24 protein-coding genes and 2 pseudogenes are annotated in these 20,339 nt (G+C 66.3%); 8 read left to right on the top strand and 18 right to left on the bottom strand.

All coding sequences use genetic code 11. The annotated features are described in order from the left end of the window. Nucleotides 1–3: 3 nt before the first annotated feature. The 6 genes from A5757_RS20585 to A5757_RS20560 all read left to right on the top strand — a co-directional run bounded on the left by A5757_RS20585 (nucleotide 4) and on the right by A5757_RS20560 (nucleotide 5,207). Nucleotides 4–843 carry an alpha/beta hydrolase gene (locus A5757_RS20585; protein ID WP_066838696.1) on the top strand — a complete coding sequence of 280 codons (840 nt, stop codon included), beginning with the start codon at nucleotides 4–6 and terminating at the stop codon, nucleotides 841–843. Next, complete coding sequence (locus A5757_RS20580) at nucleotides 843–1,661, top strand: NAD(P)-dependent oxidoreductase (RefSeq protein WP_066837971.1); 819 nt, start codon at nucleotides 843–845, stop codon at nucleotides 1,659–1,661. The genes A5757_RS20585 and A5757_RS20580 overlap by 1 nt, the downstream gene beginning before the upstream one ends. Beyond that, on the top strand, nucleotides 1,658–2,458 hold the full coding sequence (locus A5757_RS20575) for an NAD(P)-dependent oxidoreductase (protein ID WP_066837968.1): 801 nt from the start codon (nucleotides 1,658–1,660) through the stop codon (nucleotides 2,456–2,458). The genes A5757_RS20580 and A5757_RS20575 overlap by 4 nt, the downstream gene beginning before the upstream one ends. 121 nt (nucleotides 2,459–2,579) lie before the next feature. Then, entirely contained in the window at nucleotides 2,580–3,782 is a 1,203-nt protein-coding gene (locus tag A5757_RS20570; RefSeq protein ID WP_066837965.1) for a cytochrome P450, read from the top strand. Then, nucleotides 3,779–3,979: a ferredoxin gene (locus A5757_RS20565; RefSeq protein ID WP_066837962.1), complete on the top strand. Its 201-nt coding sequence runs from the start codon at nucleotides 3,779–3,781 to the stop codon at nucleotides 3,977–3,979. The genes A5757_RS20570 and A5757_RS20565 overlap by 4 nt, the downstream gene beginning before the upstream one ends. Nucleotides 3,980–3,989: 10 nt before the next feature. Further along, complete coding sequence (locus tag A5757_RS20560) at nucleotides 3,990–5,207, top strand: cytochrome P450 (protein WP_066837959.1); 1,218 nt, start codon at nucleotides 3,990–3,992, stop codon at nucleotides 5,205–5,207. A 102-nt stretch (nucleotides 5,208–5,309) separates the two neighbouring features. Here A5757_RS20560 and A5757_RS20555 read toward each other — a convergent pair whose 3' ends face one another. The 5 genes and pseudogenes from A5757_RS20555 to A5757_RS20540 form a co-directional block, all read right to left on the bottom strand. After that, a complete protein-coding gene (locus A5757_RS20555) occupies nucleotides 5,310–5,912 on the bottom strand; it encodes a carboxymuconolactone decarboxylase family protein (RefSeq protein ID WP_066837956.1) in 603 nt (200 codons plus the stop codon). Further along, entirely contained in the window at nucleotides 5,909–6,664 is a 756-nt protein-coding gene (locus A5757_RS20550; RefSeq protein ID WP_066837953.1) for an SDR family NAD(P)-dependent oxidoreductase, read from the bottom strand. Before A5757_RS20550 ends, A5757_RS20555 begins: the two co-directional genes overlap by 4 nt. 13 nt (nucleotides 6,665–6,677) lie before the next feature. Further along, a pseudogene (locus tag A5757_RS23015) lies at nucleotides 6,678–6,920 on the bottom strand (cytochrome P450); the annotation flags it as partial. A gap of 14 nt (nucleotides 6,921–6,934) precedes the next feature. Beyond that, complete coding sequence (locus A5757_RS20545; RefSeq protein ID WP_066837944.1) at nucleotides 6,935–7,399, bottom strand: hypothetical protein; 465 nt, start codon at nucleotides 7,397–7,399, stop codon at nucleotides 6,935–6,937. Beyond that, nucleotides 7,396–8,766, bottom strand: a pseudogene (locus A5757_RS20540) (SRPBCC family protein). Before A5757_RS20540 ends, A5757_RS20545 begins: the two are co-directional and overlap by 4 nt. Before the next feature lie 194 nt (nucleotides 8,767–8,960). Between A5757_RS20540 and A5757_RS20535 the strand changes: the two are divergent. Both A5757_RS20535 and A5757_RS20530 read left to right on the top strand, forming a co-directional pair. After that, nucleotides 8,961–9,446, top strand: coding sequence for a hypothetical protein (locus A5757_RS20535; RefSeq protein ID WP_066837941.1), 486 nt, complete (start codon nucleotides 8,961–8,963; stop codon nucleotides 9,444–9,446). A 4-nt stretch (nucleotides 9,447–9,450) separates the two neighbouring features. Next, the gene (locus tag A5757_RS20530; RefSeq protein WP_066837939.1) at nucleotides 9,451–10,050 is read left to right on the top strand and encodes a TetR/AcrR family transcriptional regulator; all 600 of its coding nucleotides are present in this window, start codon (nucleotides 9,451–9,453) and stop codon (nucleotides 10,048–10,050) included. Nucleotides 10,051–10,122: 72 nt separating this feature from the next. On the opposite strand, the gene A5757_RS20525 is transcribed toward A5757_RS20530, so the two are convergent. The 13 genes from A5757_RS20525 to A5757_RS20465 all read right to left on the bottom strand — a co-directional run bounded on the left by A5757_RS20525 (nucleotide 10,123) and on the right by A5757_RS20465 (nucleotide 20,319). After that, a complete protein-coding gene (locus tag A5757_RS20525) occupies nucleotides 10,123–10,410 on the bottom strand; it encodes a DUF1330 domain-containing protein (RefSeq protein ID WP_066837936.1) in 288 nt (95 codons plus the stop codon). Between the two features lie 48 nt (nucleotides 10,411–10,458). Beyond that, the gene (locus A5757_RS20520) at nucleotides 10,459–10,650 is read right to left on the bottom strand and encodes a ferredoxin (protein WP_066837933.1); all 192 of its coding nucleotides are present in this window, start codon (nucleotides 10,648–10,650) and stop codon (nucleotides 10,459–10,461) included. Beyond that, a complete protein-coding gene (locus A5757_RS20515; RefSeq protein WP_066837931.1) occupies nucleotides 10,647–11,951 on the bottom strand; it encodes a cytochrome P450 in 1,305 nt (434 codons plus the stop codon). Before A5757_RS20515 ends, A5757_RS20520 begins: the two co-directional genes overlap by 4 nt. Nucleotides 11,952–12,036: 85 nt before the next feature. Further along, nucleotides 12,037–12,561, bottom strand: a complete 525-nt coding sequence (locus A5757_RS20510) for a carboxymuconolactone decarboxylase family protein (protein ID WP_066837928.1) — start codon at nucleotides 12,559–12,561, stop codon at nucleotides 12,037–12,039. Further along, nucleotides 12,558–13,403 carry a TauD/TfdA family dioxygenase gene (locus tag A5757_RS20505; protein WP_066837926.1) on the bottom strand — a complete coding sequence of 282 codons (846 nt, stop codon included), beginning with the start codon at nucleotides 13,401–13,403 and terminating at the stop codon, nucleotides 12,558–12,560. The genes A5757_RS20510 and A5757_RS20505 overlap by 4 nt, the downstream gene beginning before the upstream one ends. Nucleotides 13,404–13,417: 14 nt before the next feature. Further along, nucleotides 13,418–13,759, bottom strand: coding sequence for a hypothetical protein (locus A5757_RS20500; protein ID WP_066837923.1), 342 nt, complete (start codon nucleotides 13,757–13,759; stop codon nucleotides 13,418–13,420). Between the two features lies 1 nt (nucleotide 13,760). Then, nucleotides 13,761–15,032 carry an aromatic ring-hydroxylating dioxygenase subunit alpha gene (locus tag A5757_RS20495; RefSeq protein ID WP_066837919.1) on the bottom strand — a complete coding sequence of 424 codons (1,272 nt, stop codon included), beginning with the start codon at nucleotides 15,030–15,032 and terminating at the stop codon, nucleotides 13,761–13,763. A gap of 36 nt (nucleotides 15,033–15,068) precedes the next feature. Next, nucleotides 15,069–15,812, bottom strand: coding sequence for an SDR family NAD(P)-dependent oxidoreductase (locus tag A5757_RS20490; protein WP_066837917.1), 744 nt, complete (start codon nucleotides 15,810–15,812; stop codon nucleotides 15,069–15,071). A gap of 11 nt (nucleotides 15,813–15,823) precedes the next feature. Further along, complete coding sequence (locus A5757_RS20485) at nucleotides 15,824–16,879, bottom strand: ferredoxin--NADP reductase (RefSeq protein ID WP_066837914.1); 1,056 nt, start codon at nucleotides 16,877–16,879, stop codon at nucleotides 15,824–15,826. Between the two features lie 66 nt (nucleotides 16,880–16,945). Then, nucleotides 16,946–17,398 (bottom strand): MarR family winged helix-turn-helix transcriptional regulator, encoded by a 453-nt coding sequence (locus A5757_RS20480; protein ID WP_066838693.1) that lies wholly within the window; start codon nucleotides 17,396–17,398, stop codon nucleotides 16,946–16,948. Between the two features lie 35 nt (nucleotides 17,399–17,433). Beyond that, on the bottom strand, nucleotides 17,434–18,696 hold the full coding sequence (locus A5757_RS20475) for an amidohydrolase family protein (protein WP_066837911.1): 1,263 nt from the start codon (nucleotides 18,694–18,696) through the stop codon (nucleotides 17,434–17,436). After that, a complete protein-coding gene (locus tag A5757_RS20470; RefSeq protein WP_066837908.1) occupies nucleotides 18,693–19,037 on the bottom strand; it encodes a hypothetical protein in 345 nt (114 codons plus the stop codon). Before A5757_RS20470 ends, A5757_RS20475 begins: the two co-directional genes overlap by 4 nt. Before the next feature lie 4 nt (nucleotides 19,038–19,041). Then, nucleotides 19,042–20,319, bottom strand: a complete 1,278-nt coding sequence (locus tag A5757_RS20465; protein ID WP_066837905.1) for an aromatic ring-hydroxylating dioxygenase subunit alpha — start codon at nucleotides 20,317–20,319, stop codon at nucleotides 19,042–19,044. Nucleotides 20,320–20,339 lie beyond the last annotated feature (20 nt).

Here is a 20,339-nt window from a genome sequence, read left to right as displayed (position 1 = left end):
CCGATGTCGGGGTTGACCGCGGTGGTCGAGCAACCTCGGGCTGTCGTCGTCGCCCTGCACGGAGGCGCCAGCACCGCAGCGTATTTCGACTGCCCAGGCCATCCCGAGTTGTCGTTGCTGCGACTCGGCGCCGACCTCGGCTACACGATGGTGGCTCTGGACCGGCCGGGTTACGGCAGTTCCGCGCCGTATGCAGAACGGGCAGACGACCCCGCGCAGCGCACAGCGCTGGCCTACGGTGCCGTCCAGGCGATGCTGGGCGACCGGCCCCGGGGCGCAGGCACGTTCCTGGTCGCTCACTCCAACGGCTGCGAACTCGCGCTGCGGATGGCCACCGACGAGACCGCGGGCCGCGACGTCATCGGTATGGAGGTGGCGGGCACCGGATTTCACTATCAGGATGCGGCGCGCGACATCCTGCGCGACGCCACCGCGACCCGCCGTCCGTCCGGCCTCCGGGCGCTGCTGTGGGAGCCCGCCGAGCTCTATCCGGACAACGTGCTGACCGGGATCACGAATTCATCGACCGGCGCACCCTACGAGGCGGGAATGGTCGCTCATTGGCCGCGCACCGATTTCCCCGCCTTGGCGGCGCGGCTTCGGGTGCCCGTGCACTTCAGCCACGCCGAACACGAGCGCGTCTGGCGATCGGACCCCGAGGCGATCTCCGAGATCGCGGCCGCGTTCAGCGCGGCACCTCGCTTCGACAGCGAATTCGTCGCCGACGCGGGTCACAACCTCAGCCTCGGCGTCAACGCCGCGGACTACCACCGAACGGTGCTGGCGTTCGCCGAACAGTGTGTGGCGGCGCGCCGCCCGGCAATCGGATTGGAGACACGTTGATGCGGGTCGGTTTCATCGGACTGGGCAGTCAGGGTGCGCCGATGGCGCGCCGCATCGTCGAGGGCGGCTACGAGCTGACGCTGTGGGCTCGGCGCCCGGCATCGGTCGAACCGTATGCCGACACCGCCGCGAAGATCGCCGGCAGCCCGGCCGAACTCGCCGCGGCCAGTGACCTCGTATGCCTGTGCGTGGTCGGCGACGACGACGTACGGCAGGTGCTCGACGGGGACACCGGTGTACTGGCCGGTCTGGCGCCCGGCGGCATCATCGCCATCCACAGCACCGTGCACCCGGACACCTGCCGTGAGATCGCCGAGCAGGCCGCCCGCCAGGGTGTGACGGTGCTCGACGCGCCCGTCAGCGGCGGCGGTCCGGCGGCGGCCGAGGGCACACTGCTGGTCATGGTCGGTGGCGACGAAGAAGCCGTCGAGAAGGCCCGTCCGGTATTCGCCACGTTCGCCGACCCGATCGTGCATCTCGGCGGGCTGGGCAGCGGACAGGTCGCCAAGATCCTCAACAACCTGCTGTTCAGCGCGAATCTCGGGGCTGCGTTGAGCGCCCTGGAGCTCGGCGACGCGCTCGGCGTGGCCCGCAACAGCCTGTGCGAGGTCCTGGTCCGCGGTTCCGCGACGAGCAAGGCCGTCAGCAGCATCTCCATGTTCGGCGGCACCGTCGAGGGGCTCGCCCCGATCGCCGGGGCGCTGCTGCAGAAGGATGTCCGGCACGCCGCGAGCCTGGCCGCCGATGCGGGCGCCGCGGAGGGTTCGGTCTTCACCGCCGCCGACACGGCCCTGACGTCGATGGACCATCCGCGGTGACGCGGGTCGGATTCGTCGGCGCGGGACGGATGGGCGCACCGATGGTACGGCGTCTCGTCGAACATGGCCACGACGTCACCGTACTGGGCCGAAGCGACGAAACCCGCTCGGCAGCAGCACAACTCGGGTCGACGCCGGCCGCGTCGGTTGTCGAGGCCGCAACCTCCGCGGACGTGGTGGTGGTGTGCGTGTTCACCGATGACCAGGTGCGCCAGGTGTGCCTGGAGGACGGCCTGATCGCCGCGATGCGGCCCGGCGCGGTACTGGTCATCCACACGACCGGCAGCCCCGACACCGCCCGCAGCCTCGCCGCGACGGCGGCCGGCGGCGACGTCGCGGTGCTGGACGCGCCGGTCAGCGGCGGCCCGCACGACATCGCCGCGGGGGCGCTGACCGTCTTCGCCGGCGGCGACGAGGACGCTGTGGCACGCGTACGTCCGGTGCTCGAGAGCTACACCGACCCGCTGCTGCACGTCGGGCCCCTCGGCGCCGGTCAGAGCGTGAAACTGGTCAACAACGCGCTGTTCGCCGCGCAGATCGGCGCCCTGCGCGAAGCGGTGCGCCTCGGTGCCGAACTCGGTGTCGCCGAAGGTGATCTGCTGGCCGCGCTTCCGCACGGCAGCGCCGCCAGCCGGGTACTCACCCTGGTCGGCAGCCGCGGGTCGGTGACCGAGTTCGTCGACATGGCCGGTGCGTTCGTCGGCAAAGACGTCGATGTGGTCCGCCGGATCGCCTCGGCCGCCGGCGCGGACCTCGGTCTGCTCGATGGTCTGGTCGACGCCGGGGTGCACTCGTGACGGTGCGGCGTTCGGGCGATTCACCGGAATTCCGGGCTCATCTACCGCATACTGTACCCATTACAGTAATTCCGCCTTCCGTAACGTTTCCGGCCGTGAGCCCACGCCGAGGAGGTCGCCAGTGACCAAGCCCAAGCTCGTCTTCAATCCTGTGTCGCAGGAGTATTTCGACAATCCGTACGAGATCTACCAGCGGATGCGCGACGAAGCGCCGATCTACTACGACGAAGAGCAGGACTTCTACGCGCTGACCCGGCACGCCGACGTGGCGGCGGCGTTCAAGGACCACGAGTCGTTCTCGTCGGCCCGGGGCTGCGATCTCGGCATGGTCCGCTCCGGCGAGGTGCCGCAGAAGTCGATCATCTTCATGGATCCGCCCGATCACCGGCACATGCGCAGCCTGCTCAACAAGGCCTTCACGCCGCGCGCCATCCAAAGTCAGCGCGAGACCGTGCTGGAACTCGTCGAGCACTACCTGAGCCAGGCCGACCCCGACAACTTCGACGTCGTCCAGGACTTCTCCGGGCCGTTCCCGGTCGAGGTCATCACGCGGATGGCCGGAGTGCCCGAGGACTTCCGCCAACAGGTCCGTATCTGGATCGACACCAGCCTGCACCGCAAGCCCGGTCAGATCGACCAGGACGAAGAAAACATGCAGGCCAACATCGACTCGGGGATGTACTACTACAGCCTGGTCCAGGAGCGTCGCAAGAATCCGCAGGACGACATGATCAGCCGGTTGATCGCCGCGCGGATCCCCGGTCCGGACGGCGAGATGCGCCAGCTCGACGACATCGAGATCACCGGGTTCACCACGCTGCTGGGCGGGGCGGGCGCCGAGACGGTCACCAAGCTGGTCGGCAGCGCGGTCGTGGAATTCGCGCGGCACCCCGAGCAATGGCAGAAGCTGCTCGACGACCGCAGCAAGATCCCGGCAGCCGTGGAGGAACTCCTCCGGTATGTGGGTCCGGTGCAGTACAACGTCCGCTACAGCCTGCGCGATGTGGAACTGCCCAGCGGAACGGTCCCCGCCAACAAGCCGGTGTTCCTGATGGGCGCGGCGGCCAACCGCGATCCGCGCGCGTTCGACGACGGCGAGACGTTCGACATCGACCGTGACCGCACACAGGCGCAGAACCTGGGTCTGGGCTACGGCATTCACAGCTGTCTCGGCGCGGCGCTGGCCCGGATGGAGACAGCCATCGCGCTGGAGAAGCTGCTCGACTTCATGCCGCGCTACGAGGTGGCGTTCGACAAGCTCGAGCGGGTCAACATGCAGAACGTGGCGGGATACCACCATGTGCCGGTGAGGGTTTTGCGATGAGCCAGAAGATCGAGGTCGATTTCGGACTGTGCGAGAGCAACGGGGTGTGCATGGGCATCATCCCCGAGGTGTTCGATCTCGACGACGAGGACTACCTGCACGTCCTGACCGACGAGGTCACCCCCGAGAACGAACAGCAGGTTCGAGAAGCCGTCCGCCAGTGTCCGCGGCAGGCCATAGCCATCCGCGAAGAATGACGGGAAGTCGATGACAACGTCTCAGACCAATTCGGACCTCGTGTTCGATCCCTTCTCCGAGGAGTACTTCAACGAACCCTGGGAGATCTACCGGCGCATGCGGGAGGAAGCGCCGGTCTACTACAACGAGGAACTGGACTTCTACGCGCTGTCCCGGCACGCCGACGTCGCGGCCGCGTTCAAGGACTACGAGACGTTCTCGTCGGCGTACGGCCTCGACCTGTCGATGGTGAAGACCGGTGAGCCGGCGCCGTTCAAGATGATCATCCTGATGGACCCGCCGGAGCATCGGCAGATGCGCAGCCTGGTCAACAAGGTCTTCACCCCGCGTCAGATCGCGAAACTCCAGCCGATGGTCGAAGAGACCATCGATTCGTGCTTCCGCGCCGCCGATCCTGAGCACTTCGACGTCGTGCAGGAATTCGCCGCGTTCTTCCCGGTCGAGGTGATCACCCGGATGCTCGGTGTCCCGGAGGATCGCCGCCAGCAGGTACGCCAGTGGGTGGACACCTCTCTGCACCGCGAGCCCGGGCAGGAGGAGATGTCTCCGGAGGGTATGCAGGCCATCGCCGAGGCCATGGGGCTGTACTTCGAGCTGATCGCGCAGCGCCGGGAGAATCCGCAGGACGACATGTTCACCGCGTTGGTGCAGGCCGAGATCGAACGCGAGGACGGACGCATGGAGCGTCTGGATGACCTCGAGATCGCCGGTTTCGCGACGCTTCTCGGTGGGGCAGGTGCAGAGACGGTGACCAAGCTGATCGGCAACGCCGCCGTCACGTTCGCCCGCAACCCCGACCAGTGGCAGAAGCTGCTCGACGATCGCAGCAAGATCCCGGCCGCCGTCGAGGAACTCCTGCGCTATGAGGCACCGGCGCAGTACAACGTGCGGCGCTCGATGAAAGAGGTGACGATCCACGGCGTCACCATCCCGGCGGGCAAACCCGTGTTCCTGCTGGGTGGTTCGGCCAACCGCGATCCCGAGGCCTTCACCGCCGCCGACAAGTTCGACATCGAACGTGATCGCACCGAGGCGCAGAACCTGGGCTTCGGATACGGCGTGCACAGCTGCCTCGGTGCCGCACTGGCACGCATGGAGAGCGCGATCGCGCTGGAGCGGTTGCTCGATTTCATGCCGCACTACGAGGTGCTGTGGGACGAGTGCCGCCGGGTGGCGATGCAGAACGTCGCCGGCTGGTCCCATGTTCCGGTGCGGGTGCACAGGTAACGCAACGCGTTCCGAGTTCGTGCACGCCCAGGCAATGTCAGGCTGACAGCGTCACGATGGATATATCTGCGTCGTGAGGCTCTCAGACTGACATTGCGATGGTCAGTCGGGTAGCGGTGCACTGCCGGAGGGCGGGGGCAGGCGCCAGGTGTCGAAGGCCATCGCCAACATGGCGTAAGTGCCGACGACGAAGATGAGTTCCATCGCCTGATGTGTGCCGATTTCCTCGGTCAGCCGCTGCCAGGTCGAGGCGTCGGCGCGGCCGTGGGTCAGCAATTCGTCGGTGGCCTCGAGCACCACGCGGTCGGCGCCGTTGAAGCCGTCGTTACCGTCCGCCAGGCGGGCGATGTCCCCGACGGGTACCCCGCCTTCGGTGGCGACCCGGTTGTGCTCGCCCCAGAAGAACGCGGACCGCCGGGTATGCGCGACCCGCAGAATCGCCAATTCGCGTAAGCGCAGCGGTAGTTCACCCCGCTGCAGCAGCCAGCCGTTGAAGGTCAGGAACCGGCGGGTCATGTCCGGGTGGCGCGCCAGCAAGCCGATGATGTCGAAGTTCAGCGGATCGGTGGCATGCCCGGAACCAGCCCGCGGGACCTTGTCGCCGGGTAGTCCCATCAGCGCACCGTAGGCGGCGTACTCCTTGTCGCCCCATTCCTCGGCCGTCAGCGGGGCCAGCAGCGGCCTGTCGGGATGCGCGTCGGTCACGTGCGACGACCTCCATTGACCCCGATGATCTGCCCTGTGACATACGATGATTCGTCCTGACACAGGAAGATCGCTGCGTTGGCGATGTCCTCGGGACGCCCCGCCCGACGCACCGGCGTGATCTTGGCGAAATGCTCCAGCGACGCGGTGAAGCGGCCCTCGTCGATGGCCTTCTCCAGCATCGGGGTCACCACCATGCCCGGCGGGATGGTGTTGACGGTGATCCCCTTGGGACCGAGCTCGAGCGCCAGCGATTTGGTGAAGCCGATGACACCGGCCTTCGAGCTGACGTAGGCGGCCATCCGGGATTGCCCGCCCTGGGCACTCGACGACGAGATGTTCACGATCCTCCCCCAGTGGGCGTCCACCATGTCGGACAGCACCTCCTGGGTGCAGATGAACGGCCCCCTCAAGTTGATCGCCATCACCCGGTCCCATTGCTCGTCGGTGATCTCGGTGAACTTCCCGAACTGCTCGATACCGGCGTTGTTGATCAGGATGAGCACAGGGCCGAGGTCGGTGCGAACCTTCTGGACGGCGGCCCTGACCTGGCCGCGGTCGGAGACATCGACGGTGTAACCATTGACGGTGCCGCCCTGGGCCCGCAACCGGTCGACCTCGGCGTCGATCTGGGCGGTGGCGAGATCGAAGATGGCGACCTTGGTACCGCGGCCGGCGAGCGCCTCGGCGATCGCCAGGCCAAGGCCCTGCGCACCGCCGGTGACGATGGCGGTGGTGTTTTCGAAAGGCATTGCCGCAGAACTCCTACGAGCACTCGATGTGCAGACGGGTGAGTCCGCGCAGAATGAAGGTCGGCAGGTATCGGTATCGCCTGGCGTCGGCCGGCCCGTGCTAGTCCTCGTCGATCCGGGTGTCGGAGGTCCGGTCCAGCAGCCGGTTGACACTGACCTTGGCCTCCGCGCGGGCCAGCGGGGCACCGGGGCAGCTGTGCGGCCCGCGCCCGACGGCGATGTGCTGGCGCGCATTCGGACGTTGGAGGTCGAAGGTGTCGGTGTGGCCGATCACTCAGCCTCCCCGGCGCCCTGGACGTCCGGCATCGCGGCCGGGTCGGGAAGCTGCATCTGCAGGTAGACGGCGACGTAGGTGATCTTGTCGTCGGCGTTGAACTCGTACACCGACGCGGTGTTGACCACGCTGCTGAAATCGCCGATGCGACTGCTTTCTTCGAGCTCGAGGAACGCCACATCCGCTGTCTCGGTGAGCCGCTTGAACGAGCAGTCCCAGTCCGAGGACTTCGCCCAGTTGGTGAGGAATTCGGTGTATTCGGTCCAGTTCATCACCTCCTTGAACGGACCGATGCGAACGAACGCCTCGACGTCGATCAACTCCGCCAGCGGCGCCCAGCTCTCGACCGAGAATCCCGGATCCTTGGCGCTTTTCACCAGGCGGCGCATCGTCTGGCTGTACTCGAGCACCGCTCGGGACCGTCCGGTCGTCCCGCCGATGACGTCGTCGATCGTCGTCATGCCGTCACCCCCGCCGCGGCCAGGTAACGGTCCACCACCGAGTGGAAAATGCGCAATGACGACCTCCTCCTTGACCAGCGACATGTGCTGGAGCCGGTCGTTACGCAGCCCCTTCTGCTGCCGGGGCATCTGCTCGTAGTCCTGCTGCAACGCCTCGAAGTACTTGTGGCTGCCCGGTGTGTCCACCACGATCGCTTCGGCGCGCACGGCGTCGCGGAACTCCTCCGGCACATACATGTAGCTGGCCACATGCCAGATGCACCGGTTCGGGTCACCGTCGGGGTGCGGCCTCGACATGATGACGTGGCATTCCCCGGCACGCACGGTCATGAAGTAGTTCGGGAACAGCACCCAGCCCTGGTTGTCGACCATCTGACTGTCGGTCAGACCGCTGACGTCGAGACCCATACCCGTCAGCACCTCGCGAGTGGCCCGTTGCAGCAGCAGGCGCGCGGTGACACCCTGGGGGGTTCGACGTTTTCGTCTGAATCCTGGTACGGCGCAATGAGTTCCTGGAATCGCGGGATCACCGCGACGGTACCGGGAAACGTCTCGGGAAGCGCGAGGATTTCGGCGACCTGGTCCTGCGCACCGGCACCGACCACCTCGAACGGAGCCATTGCCACACTGTGGTTTTCAAAGAACCGGTAGCGTGCGGTCCTCGGGTTGATGTGCAGCACCTGCAACAGCTGGGGATGGATGTCCTTGATGTGGTAGCCCTCTTCGAAGGCATCCATGACGACTTTCCAGTTGCACTCGATGGCCTCGGTCACGTCCATGACGGTGGTGAACTGCTCGATGTTGTAGGGCTCGATCAGACTCACGACATCATCGCCGAGGTACGCGCGCAGCGGCTCGGCGCCGGGGTCCGGGTTGAGGAAGATGAAGCCCGCGAACGTATCCGCCGACACGGGCAGCAGCGAATTCTCGGTCTTGTCGATCGGCCCGGCGAGGTTCTCGCGCAGCAGACCCTTCAGGCGGCCGTCCAGGTCGTAGGACCACAGGTGGTACTGGCAGAGAAAGCCACGCTTGGCGTTACCAGTCTCGGTGACGCACAACGCGTTTCCGCGATGCCTGCAGGCGTTGACGAAGCCTCGCAGCTCTCCGTCCTTGCCGCGGACGATGAGGAATGACTGGTCGAGGATGTCGTATTTCTTCCAGTCACCGGGTTTGGGCAGATCCTCGGTGCGGCCGGCGATCTGCCAGGTGCGCATCCAGATCGCTTCCCGTTCGCGCGCGGCATATTCGGGACAGGTGTAGCGGTCGGTGCCGATGGTCATGTTGAACGTGCCCGGTTGCACATCGTCCAGCCCCTGGCCGAGACCCGAGTCCGGATCGAGCCATTCTCCGGGACGTGTCGCTGGCATCAAGGGAGTCCTCCTCTGTCGACGTCGATCACCCCTGGGGTCGCGCAGTCCGGACGAGGGCCTGTCCGAGAAGCGCCTGTGACGGGACCTACTACGGCGGCCGTCTGTGATCGCCGTCACTATATACATGCCTGTATGTGAGATACAAACATGTATAACCGTGTTGGGCATCACTTCGAAGGAAGGGGTTGACGGTGCGCTATCGAATCGACGTCCTCACCGACAGCGTCCGCGAGGCCGTTCGTCACGCCGGCGGGCTGATGTTCGATCGCCGCCGCGCCGGATGGCAGGTCGTTGTTGTCACCGACGACGTGATTGATACGCGGGCGTTGGACATCCTGGGGGTGCGCGTCGAATCACCCGGCGACGCGGATCCACGACTCCGAGCTCCGGACCGAGAGGACCGACCCGTGCTGACCGCCCGCGGTGACGTGACCGCAGAGCGTTACGGCCGGCTCCTCGTCTGGGGCGAGGTCGAGGATGCGTCGACCGGCGTCGTGCACCGGGTGCGGCATACCCTCAGTCCGGCAGCACAGAGGTTCAAAGCACAGGCGCTGTTCTCTAGGGGACTGCCCACGAGCGTCCAAGGCTGTGAAGACTTCTGGGCGGACCGCACCGTCGACGGGGGTGGCCTCTTCGACCTCGCCGTCGTCGGGAGGGAACCAGTGGTGGGAAGATAGTTCCGTGGCGGAACGATGGACCAAGGAGCGCCGTGCCGAGCACACGCGGCGGATCTTGCTCGACGCCGCGGAGGAGGTCTTCGCCCGAAAGGGGTTGACCGGTGCGGCGCTCGAAGAGATCGCCGACGCCGCGGGTTTCACCCGGGGTGCGATCTACTCACAGTTCGGCGCGAAGGAGAAGCTGTTCCTTGCCGTCGTCGACCGTCAGCGCCAACGATTCCTCGACGGCTTCGCGGAGGTGATGACGTCCTTCCATCGCCTCGAGGATGTCGACATCGACGGCCTCGCCGAGCGCTGGCGCCAACTGAGCAGCGGAACCGACCGGGCGGCGCTGGGATACGAGTTGACCCTGTTCCTCCTGCGCAATCCCGACGCGCGTGAACGCGTGGCGGCGCAACGGCTCGAAACGATCCGAGCCTTGGGGGAATTCATCAGCAAGAACACCGCTCGCATCGGCGGTAGCCTCACCATGGACCCCGAGACGTTGGCCCGAATCGTGTTGGCCGCCAACGACGGAATCACGCTCGACAGCCACCTCGACGGCGAGGACCTCTACCGGCCCTACCTCCAGCTGGTCATGTCCAGCGTCCAGCCCGTGCAGTAGCCGAGATCGACGAAATGGCCGATTCCACCCGCATCTCGCGCCCAAACGTTCGTTTGGGCGCGTGGGGATGGGTCAGCCGAGGCCCTGCAGGATGACGCCGTTGCAGTCGGCCGCTGCCTGACGCAGTTTCGCGGCGGCCTGGTACTCGTCGGAGTAGTACCACTCCTTGGCGGCGTCGACGGACTCGAATTCCAGCAGCACCGTCTGGTTGCCGTGCCACTGCCCTTCCAGGGCCTCGGCCGCCGGGCCGAAAGCCAGCACCTTCGCCGTACCCATGGTCTTGCTCGCGAGCTTGCCGTACTCGGCCATACCGGCCGCGTCCTTGACGTCTTCGGTGATCAGTACATAGGCCTTGGCCATGGTTCTCCTCGGTGGCTCGGTCTTTGATGGTCGCTCGGTCGTTGCTACTCAGTCGATGACGCGGATTGCGTTCTCCGGGCAGTTGGCGATCGCATCGTGCGCTGCCCGCTCCAGCCCTGCCGGCACCTCTTCGGGGTCGGCGACCGCCCACCCGTCGTCGGTCATCTCGAAGACCTCGGGACACATGGTCAGGCACATACCGTGACCTGCGCAGCGGTCCTCGTCGACGCGCACCTTCACGACTTGTCACCCACCACGTCGAACTCCAGATGCAGCTCGGTGAGTCCGCGCAGAATGTAGGTCGGGATGTAGTCGTAGTGACGCGCACCGACGGGGCCGTGGTGCTTCTCGCTGATGCGGATGTCGGTGGTGCGGTCCAGGAGCCGCTCGAGGCCGACGCGCGTCTCGGCGCGGGCCAGCGGTGCGCCCGGGCAGCTGTGAATTCCGCGGCCGAACGCCAGATGCTGGCGGGCGTTCTTGCGCTCGGGATCGAAGGTGTCCGGATCCTCGAAGCGGCGCGGATCACGGTTGGCCGCACCGTTGATCACCATCACCGTGCATCCCGCGCCGAGCTGCTCGTCGCCGACGGTGGTCGGCACGCGCGACAGCCGGAAGTCTCCCTTGACGGGGCTCTCGATGCGCAGACACTCCTCGATGAAGTTGGGCAGCAGACTGCGATCCGCCCGTAGCTTCTGCTGGACGTCGGGCTGGTCGCCGATGACCTTCAGCGCGGTCGACAGCAGCCGCACGGTGGTCTCCTGGCCGGCGGAGAAGACGTTGGTGGCCACCCGAACCACGTCGGCCACCTCGGGCATGGTGCCGTCCGGGAAGGTCGCGGTCGCCAGCCCGGTCAGCACGTCCCCACGGGGTGCGCGCCTGCGGTCTTCGATGTATTCGGCGAAGACGTCGTACAGGTACTCCAGCGGAGTCTTGGTCAGTGATTTTTCCGCGCTGCCGAGGGCACCGCCGTGGGTGCCCCGCGCGAGGCGCTCGAGCAGTTCGGGACGGTCCTCCTCCGGCACCCCCAGCAGGTCGGCGATGATCCGCAGCGTGAACGGTCCGGCGAAACCTTTGATGAACTCACCGTGGCCGGGCGCGAGGAATTCGTCGAGGATGTCGTCGGCCAGCACCCACATCGCGTCCTCGTTCTCCTTGAGGCGCTTCGGGGTGATCAGGCGCATCAGCAACGCGCGGTGATTGGTGTGCGTGGGCGGGTCGAGCGTCGGCAACTGGTCGCTGAACGGGATGTCGTCGCGGTGCTCGAGGATCAGGTCGGTGATGTCCTCGTTCTCTTTGCCCGCCAACGGCACCGGGAATCCCGGGAACGGACCCGTCACGGAGATGCAGGACGAGAAGGTCTCCGCGTCGTTGTAGACGTCGACGGCCTCCTGCCACCCGGTCACCATCGTCACCCCGTAGTGGTCCTCCCGGCTGACCGGGCACTTCTCGCGCAGGGCCTCGTAGAACGGGTAGGGATCGTCCAGCACACGGGTGTCGCGGAAGAAGTCGACCGCGGTGCGATCGTCGGAAGGACCGGACATGGCACTCCGTTCAACTCAATGAGAACGTAATTCTCAGAATGTGCGCATTAGATTTCCATACCGGCTCGACACCGTCAACGCCGGGTCAATCCGGCTCGATGCCGAACGCGTTGACCGCGGCGGCGAGCAGGTCGTAGCAGCCGATGGTGAACACCAGATCCATCCGCTGCCGCTCGTCGAGGACCTCCGACAGCGCCTGCCAGGTGCCCTCGGTCAGGGTGTCGCGCTCGCGCAGGTCGTCGACCACGCGGACCACCAGCCGGTCCGTGGCGTCAGCGGGCGTTCCGGTACGCAGCGCATCGATCTCGGAGTCGGTCAGGCCCGCCCGGTGCGCGATCGGGATGTGGTGGTGCCACAGGTAGGCACAGCCGCGGTGGTGCACGGCGCGCAGTACGGCGACCTCCCGCACCCGATCGGACAGCGTCGAATGACGCAGCACGTGGGCGTTGAACGTGAGGTAGGCGTGCGTCAGACCAGGATGGCGCAGCAACCGCGCCAACAGGTCGCCGGCGTCGTCGGGGTTGCGGCGCTCCTCGGGCAGCAGCGACCGCAGCGCCGCGCGTGTCTCGTCGCTCCACTCATCACCCGGCAGCGGCGCGAGGCGGCTCACTGGATCGGTTCGTCGCCGAGCACCGTGGTGCGCAGCATTTCCCGCGGGGAGTCGGGGTCGTACGGTGCCGCCCGGTGCAGCACGCCGTTGTTGTCCCAGATCACCGTGTCCCCCACCGACCAGCGGTGGCGGTAGACCAGTTCGGGTTGCGTCGCCCGGTCCAGCAGATCGGCGAGCAGCGCCTGGCCCTCCTCGCGGTCCATGCCGACGACGTAGTGCGCGGAGGCGCCCAGCACCAACGACTTTCGGCCACTGCGGTGCGTCCAGACCAGTGGATGCTCGTGTGTGGGGCGCGACCGCCACCTGGCCAGCTGCTCCGGTGACGGGTCCGGGTAGACGCGGCTTTGCGACGCTTCCAGAGAGTGCACCACCCGCAGCCTTCCGAAGCGCTCCTTCTCCTCGTCGGTGAACGCCTCGTAGGCGGCGTAGGAGTTCGCGAACTCCGTCTCACCGCCGCTCTCGGCGACCTGCTTGGCCGAGAGCACCGTCGCCTTCTGCGGGCACTCGTCGCCCAGTGGCGTGCAGCCGTCGATGTGCCAGTCGAACGTGGCCCGCAGGTAGCCGGCGCTGGCATTCTTCGACTTGTCCAGGGTCACCGGATAGATGCCGGCCACCGGGTGGTGGCCGTCGGAGGAATGGTCGATGGCGCCGAGGCAGCGGCTGAACGCCACCTGCGCTTCCGGGTCGAGGCCCAGACCCGGGAACACCAGCACGCCGTTGTCTTCGAGTGCGTCGAGCACGGCCGTCACCAGCGAGTCGTCGCCGGCCAATCGGTCGGAGTCCACGCCGGTGACCTCGGCGCCGACCGACTCGGTCAGTTTGTTGATGGTCAGAAGGCTCATGGTGGTCCTGTCGGTCAGGGGACGGGTGCGCTGACGCGGTTGATGACGGCGTCGGCGGAGTCGGCGGGTTTCTGGGTACCGAAGACCTCGACGGCCATCGAGATCATGATCATCGAGTAGATGAGGTGCAGGAGGTTCAGTGCATCCTCCGGCACCTCGTCGAGCGGGAATTTGTCGCAGTAGTCGATCGCCTCTTCGAAGCGGGGCGAGAAGGCGTCGTAGAACCGGCGGATCTCCGGCATCGGGGTGGTCAGCCGGGTATTCCATCGTTCCGGTTCGGTTGCCCGACACCACGTCTCGGCGAACTCCTCGTATTCGGAGAAGGCGCTGGGAAGTTTCGGCGACGTCGCGGTCATCTCACACCCCCACCGGACGCTGTTCGGCCTTGTACTCCTCGACCCATTTCACCGCCTCGTGGTGCAGGTGACGCACCAGGATCTCCTGGTCGTTGAGGGGGTAGTCGTCGACGATCGGTTCACCCAGACCGTATTCGAGTGCGGCCTGGGTGCCGCCGAGCATGCCGGCATCCTGCAGCGCGAACTCCTTGAGTACCACCGAGGCGACCTCGTGCTCGATGCGCTCCCGCACCGTGCGTGCCGGGTGAAACGCGTTGTACGCCTCGAACCGATGGGTGTTGTGCGAGGTCGGCCAGTAGCGGTAGAGCAGATACCAGCCGTGGTAGATGAGGATCTCCAGGTTCGGGAAGATCTGGAAGTTCGTGATCCCCCACGGCTCGATGTTGCCCGGGTTCAGCCCCGCCGACTGGTGGGTCTCCGGGGTCCGCCACGGGCCGACAAGTCCACTGCGCGTGGCGCGTTCGACCGGATACATGTACTCGGGGGCCAGCAGCCAGCGCCGGGTGCCGGCCGTGGACACCAACCGGTGCGGTCCGTCGATCTGGAAGTGGCCGCATTCGAAGGACGCGTTGGGCTGGCGGACCTCCGACGGCACCTGCTGGCTGTGCAGCGACGGCACGTGGTAGTACTCCTGGAAGGCGTCGGCGAAGATCTTCCAGTTGCTGTTGTTGTGCGCCTCGAATTCGTAACGCTCGGTCATCATCTCGAACGGGTAGTCGTCGAGCGCGGTGATCATCGGTCCGAGGAATTCGCGCAGCGACTGGCGGGGTTCGGGGTCGAAGTTGATGAAGATGAACCCATTCCACACATCGCACTGCACCGCACGCAGTCCGTATTTGTCGGTGTCGAGGTCGAAGAACTCGCCCGGCTGCTGGACGAACGTCAGCTCACCCTTGAGGTCGTAGCGCCAGCCGTGGTACTTGCAGGTGAACTGACGGCACGCGCCGCGCGTCTCCTCGCCTGGGAAGTCGTTCCATACCAGCTTGTTTCCGCGGTGCCGGCAGATGTTGTGGAACGCACGGATCTGCTGATCCTTACCCCGGACCACGATGATCGAGGTCCTGGCGGCGTCGATCTCCTTGGTGAGGTAGCTGCCGACGCGTGGGAGTTCCTCGACGCGGGCGACGTTGAGCCACGCGCGCTTGAAGATCGCCTCTCGCTCCAGTTCGTAGAACTCCGGCGAGATCGAATCGCGGAACGACACCGGCCCGGTGCCCAGCTCCGGATAGTGCTCGGTCCAGCTGCCCTCCGGCGGCTTGGGCCACTTAGCCATGCGAATCCTCCTGTCGTGCCTGACTCCGATGCGTGATCACAGGACCGAACCTCCGTTGACCCCGAGCACCTGGCCGGTGATGAAGCCCGCCTCGGGCGAACAGAGGAAGCCGACTGCCGCGGCGATGTCGTCACCGGTACCGAGATGACCCACCGGGACGCTCGCCGCCATCTGCTCGTTGGACGGCATGTGACCGGCTGCCTGACCCGCGTGTTGCATGGGCGTCTCGATGGCTGACGGCGGGATGTTGTTCACCGTGATCCCCACCGGGCCGTACTCGCGTGCAAGCGATCTGGTCAGCGACAGCAATGCGCCCTTGGAGGCGGCGTAGTGGGCCATCTTCGGCGATCCGCGCTGCGCACTGGACGACGAGATCATCACGATGCGGCCCCATCCGGCGGCCAGCATGTCGGGTACCGCGACCTGGCAGCAGTGAAAGGTGCCGGTGAGGTTGACGTCGACCAGGCGCTGCCAGGCTTCGACCGTGATCTCGGTGAACGGGGCCCAGTCCACCACACCGGCGCTGGTGACGAGGATGTGCACCGGCGCCAGTTCGGAGCGGATCTTCGCGAACGCCTCCTCGACGGCAGCCCGGTCGCTGACGTCCGCGGCGACACCGAGCGCCGTCACCCCGGCGCCGCGCAGATCCTCGGCGACGCGCTGTGCCGCATCACCGTTGACGTCGAGCACCGCCACGCTGTGACCGCGTCGGCCGAGTTCGTGACAGATCGCCTCGCCCATCCCGGACGCCCCGCCCGTCACCACCGCCACTCTCGACATCGCTGCGCTCCCTACTCGTAGACCACGTGGACTGTTCGGCTGGTCGGCAGTGACTGGCAGGTCAGCACCCAGCCATCGGCGACCTCGTCGTCGTCGAGGGCGTCGTTGTTGAGCATCCGTGCGCTGCCCTCGACGATGCGAGCCATACACGTTCCGCACGAACCGGTTTCGCACGACGCCGGTGCCCGCAGGCCGGCTGTGCGTGCCACCTGCAGCAGCGTGTTGCCCACGCGGTACGCAACCCTGGTGGTGCGGCGGTCCAGATCGATGACGACCTCCTCGGTCGTCTCAGACGCCTCGGCCGCCTCCCGTTCCGCCACCTCGTCGACGGCCACGGTGAAGCGCTCGAGGTGCACCCGTTCGGGCGGGACACCCGCAGCGAGGATCGCCGATTCGACGGTGTCCATGAACGGACCTGGGCCGCAGATGTAGTGGTCGGCGAGACGCGGGCCACCGGAGTGCGCCCCGACGAAGCCCGCGATCGCGGATGCGGTGACGACGCCCCCGATGTCGTCGAAGTGATGGGTGACCGTCAGCCGGCCGGCGTGGTCTGCGGCGAGCCGGTCCAGCGCGTCGGCGAAGATGACCGCGTCGCGACTGCGATTGGCGTAGAACAGCCGCACCGGCCGCCGAGACGTCGCCAGCACGGTACGGACGAGGGACATGATCGGCGTGATTCCGCTGCCACCTGCGAAAGCCATGACGGCATCGTCGGCGACCTCGGCGCCGGCGCGCAGCAGGAACCGGCCTTCGGGCGGGGCGGCGTGGATCTCGGCGCCTTCAGCAGCCGTGTCGTTCAGCCAGTTCGACACCAGTCCGCCGGGGTCGCGTTTGACGGTGATCCGCATTTCGTCCTCCAGCGGAGCCGAGGACATCGAATAGCACCGTCGCAACTCCTGGCCGCCGACGGTGACGCGCAGCGTGAGGAACTGGCCGGCTTCGTAGCGGAACTGCGACGCACAGTGCGGCGGCACGTCGAGCACGAGGGATACGGCATCGGTGGTCTCGCGCACGATCCGCTTGATGCGAAGTGCCGCAAAGCCGTCCGGTTCGAAGTTCTCGGCCATCGACCAAACTGTATCAAGTACTTGTCATTAATCTCAAGGAGTTGATATCAACGGCGTCTGCGGTGATCAGCGCTCGATGTGATCGTCGTGCCATTCGTGGCCGGTGCCCTGTTCGACGACCCGGCTGAGCAGGTCGCGTAGCGTCCGCTGCTCGGCCTTGCTCAGCACGCCGAACACGCGGTCGTGCGCGGCGATGGCATCGCTGACCACAGCGTCGGCGACCTTGCGTCCACTGTCGGTGAGGAACGCCTGCAGGATCCGGCCGTGCTGCGGATCCTGTTTGCGCTCAACCAGTCCCCGCTTCTCGAGTGCCGTCAGGGCGAGCTGCACACCTTGCGGACTGATCAGCAGCCGGCGAGCCAGCTCGGCCCCCGACAATCCCGGTTCGTCGGTCAGCTGCCGCAACACACCGATCTGGGCGGTACTCACCCCGTGCTGGCTGACCGCGTCGTTGACCGAGGTCAAAGAGAAGTACCAGGCCTGTTTGAGCAACCACAGGATGTTGTCGGTCTGCTCCATACCAGCCTCCATACCGTCCGTGGGTGTCCCAGAGATTAGCCCTTCGAACCGTCGACGCGCTTGTGCACCGATCCGTCCTTCATCACGAACCGGACGTCGAGAGTGGCGCCGATGTCGCGGGTCGGGTCGCCGGCGACGGCGATGACGTCGGCCAGATAGCCGGGCGCGAGCCGGCCGAGCTCGTCGTCGGCGTCGATCAGTTCGGCGCTGGTGACGGTGGCCGCCCGCAGCGCCTGCATCGGCGTCATCCCGCGCGAGACCAGGGCGCGGAGCTCTTTGGCGTTCTCTCCGTGCGGAACGGCGGGGGCGTCCGTGCCGCAGGCGATCCGCACCCCGGCCGCGATCGCCTTGGGCAGCATGGCCTGTGCGCGCGGGAACACCTCCTCGGCCTTGCGGCGTAGTTCCGGGGCGATGCGGTCGACGGCCATCGCCTCGGTCAGGTAGGTGGTGGACACCAGGTACGTCCCGTGGTCGACCATCATCTGGATGGTCTCGTCCGAGGCCAGAAAACCGTGTTCGATGCAGTCGATACCGGCCCGGATGCAGGCGCGGATCGCGCTGTCCCCCACTGCGTGGGCGGCGACGCGCACCCCGGCGCGATGCGCCTCGTCGGCGATCGCGGCGAATTCGTCGTCGGAGTACTGCTGCGCGCCCGGCGCGGTGCTGTGCGACATCACTCCACCGGAGGCGGACACCTTGATCAGCTTGGCGCCGTGGCGGATCTGGTAGCGCACACAGGTCCGCACGTCGTCGACACCGTTGGCGATGCCCTCGGCCACCGACAGCGGCATGATGCCCGGCGCCAACCGCTGGAACACGGTGGGATCGAGGTGCCCCCCGTACGGCGTCACTGCGTGACCGGCCGGGTAGATGCGCGGCCCCGCGTGCCACCCCTGTTCGATGGCGCGCTGCAACGCCACGTCGAGCAGGTAGCCACCCGTCTTGACCATCAGCCCCAGGTTGCGCACCGTGGTGAAACCGGCGTCGAGGGTGGTGCGCGCGTTGACCGCGCCGCGCAGCGTGCGGTAGGCCGGATCGTCCTGCACCCCGTGCATCGGGCTCGGCAGCCCCTCGGGACCACCGGGCCCGCCGATGAGCAGGTTGAGTTCCATGTCCATCAGGCCCGGCAACAGCGTCACGTCACCGAGGTCGACGACGTCTGCGCCCTCCGACTCCTGTGGCGCGGCCGCCGGATCGACTGAGACGATCCGATTCCCCTCGACCACCACCGCGGCCGGCGAACGCACCTCGCCTGCATCGACGTCCACCCAGCGGGCGGCACGCAGAACGGTTCTCACGGAACAGGTTCGGAGACGCAGTCCAGCGTCGTCGCACCCGAGTCCGGTACCTTGGGTTGCTTCCAGCACTCGACCGGGAACGACGCCTGGATCATCGAGTAGAGCAGGCGCATCAGGTTCAGCACGTCCTCGGGCATGTCGTCGAGGCTGAACTTGTCGCAGTAGGCGATCGCCTCTTCCGCCCGCGCGGTGATCGCATCGTAGAACGCCTGCAGCTCGGTCATCGTACTGTTCAGCCGTTTGCCGTACCGGTCTGCCTCGGTGGCCAGACACCAGTCGGAGAACTGCTCGAGGTCGGCGAATTCAGTTGGCAGTTTGGCTTCTTCGGTGTGGACGGTCATGCGCTCAGACTCCCTGGCCGACCTGCTCGGTCTTGCGTTGGTATTCCTCGACCCACGCCGCGGTCTCCTGGTGCAGATGGCGGATCAGCACCTCCTGATCGCACAGGACGAAGTCGTCGAGAACCCGCGACTCGACCATCGACTGCGTGGCCTCGAGGGTGTTGGCGTCCTGCAGTCCGTACTCCTTGAACGACACTGCGGCCAGTTCCTGGGCGATTCGCTCGCGCGGGGTGCGCGGTTGGGGGAAGTAGACGGTGCCCTCAAAGATGTGGGTGTTGTGCGACGTCGGCCAATAGTGATAGGTCAGATACCAGCCCTGACCCCAGAACAGGATCACGAAGTTGGGGAACAGCTGGAACGAATCCAAGCCCCACGGATCGCATTTCGCGGGATTGAGGCCGACGGGCATCTCTCCCAGATCGGGTTTGTCCCACGGCCCGAACAGTCCGCTCTGACAGATGTCCTCGATCGGCTTGCGCATCTCGTCGGCCATCTCCCAGGCCCGGATGCCGGACGTGCTCACGAGCCGGTGCGGGCCCTCGATGCGATAGTGCGGCGCCTCGAATCCCGCCTCCGCCGCGGCCTTCGAATAGGCCGTCGGCGACTGGTTCGCATGCAGTACGGGTGCGTGGTAGAACTCCTGGAACGCGTCCATGTAGAGCTTCCAGTTGGCCTTGACCTCGGAGCGGTACTGGAATCGCGACGTCATCTTGTCGAACGGGTAGCCCTCGAGGTCGGTGATCATCGGCCCGAGGAATTCCCGCAGGGTCTGCTCGGGCTGTGCGGCGAAGTTGACGAAGATGAAGCCTTCCCACACCTCGCAGTGCACGCCGACCAGACCGTAGCGGCTCTTGTCGAGGTCGAAGAACTCCCCCTCCTGCTGCACGAACGTCAGATTGCCGTCGAGGTCGTAGCGCCACGCGTGGTACTTGCAGGTGAACTGGCGGCACACTCCGCTGGTCTCCTCCAGCGGCATGTCGTTCCACACGAGCTTGTTGCCCCGATGCCGGCAGATGTTGTGATACGCCTTGACCTCACCGCTACCGGTGCGCACCACGATGATCGAGGTGTTCGCGACCTTGAGTTCCTTGGTGAAGTAGCTGCCTTTTCGCGGCACCTGCTCCACACGGCCGACGTTGAGCCAGGCGCGTTGGAACACCGCTCTGCGCTCTACTTCGTAGAACTGCGGGTCGATCGAGTCGTGGTAGGAGACCGGGCCGGTGCCCAGTTGCGGATAGTGCTGCGTCCAACTGCCTTCCGGCGGTTTCGGAAAACGGGCCATTCTCGTCTCCTGTCGACGGC

The sequence above is a fragment of the Mycobacterium sp. 852013-51886_SCH5428379 genome (genome assembly GCF_001665575.1).
Lineage (GTDB): Bacteria > Actinomycetota > Actinomycetes > Mycobacteriales > Mycobacteriaceae > Mycobacterium.
The sequence above is the reverse complement of the archived record's forward strand: the minus strand, read 5'-3'. Positions and strand labels throughout refer to the sequence as shown.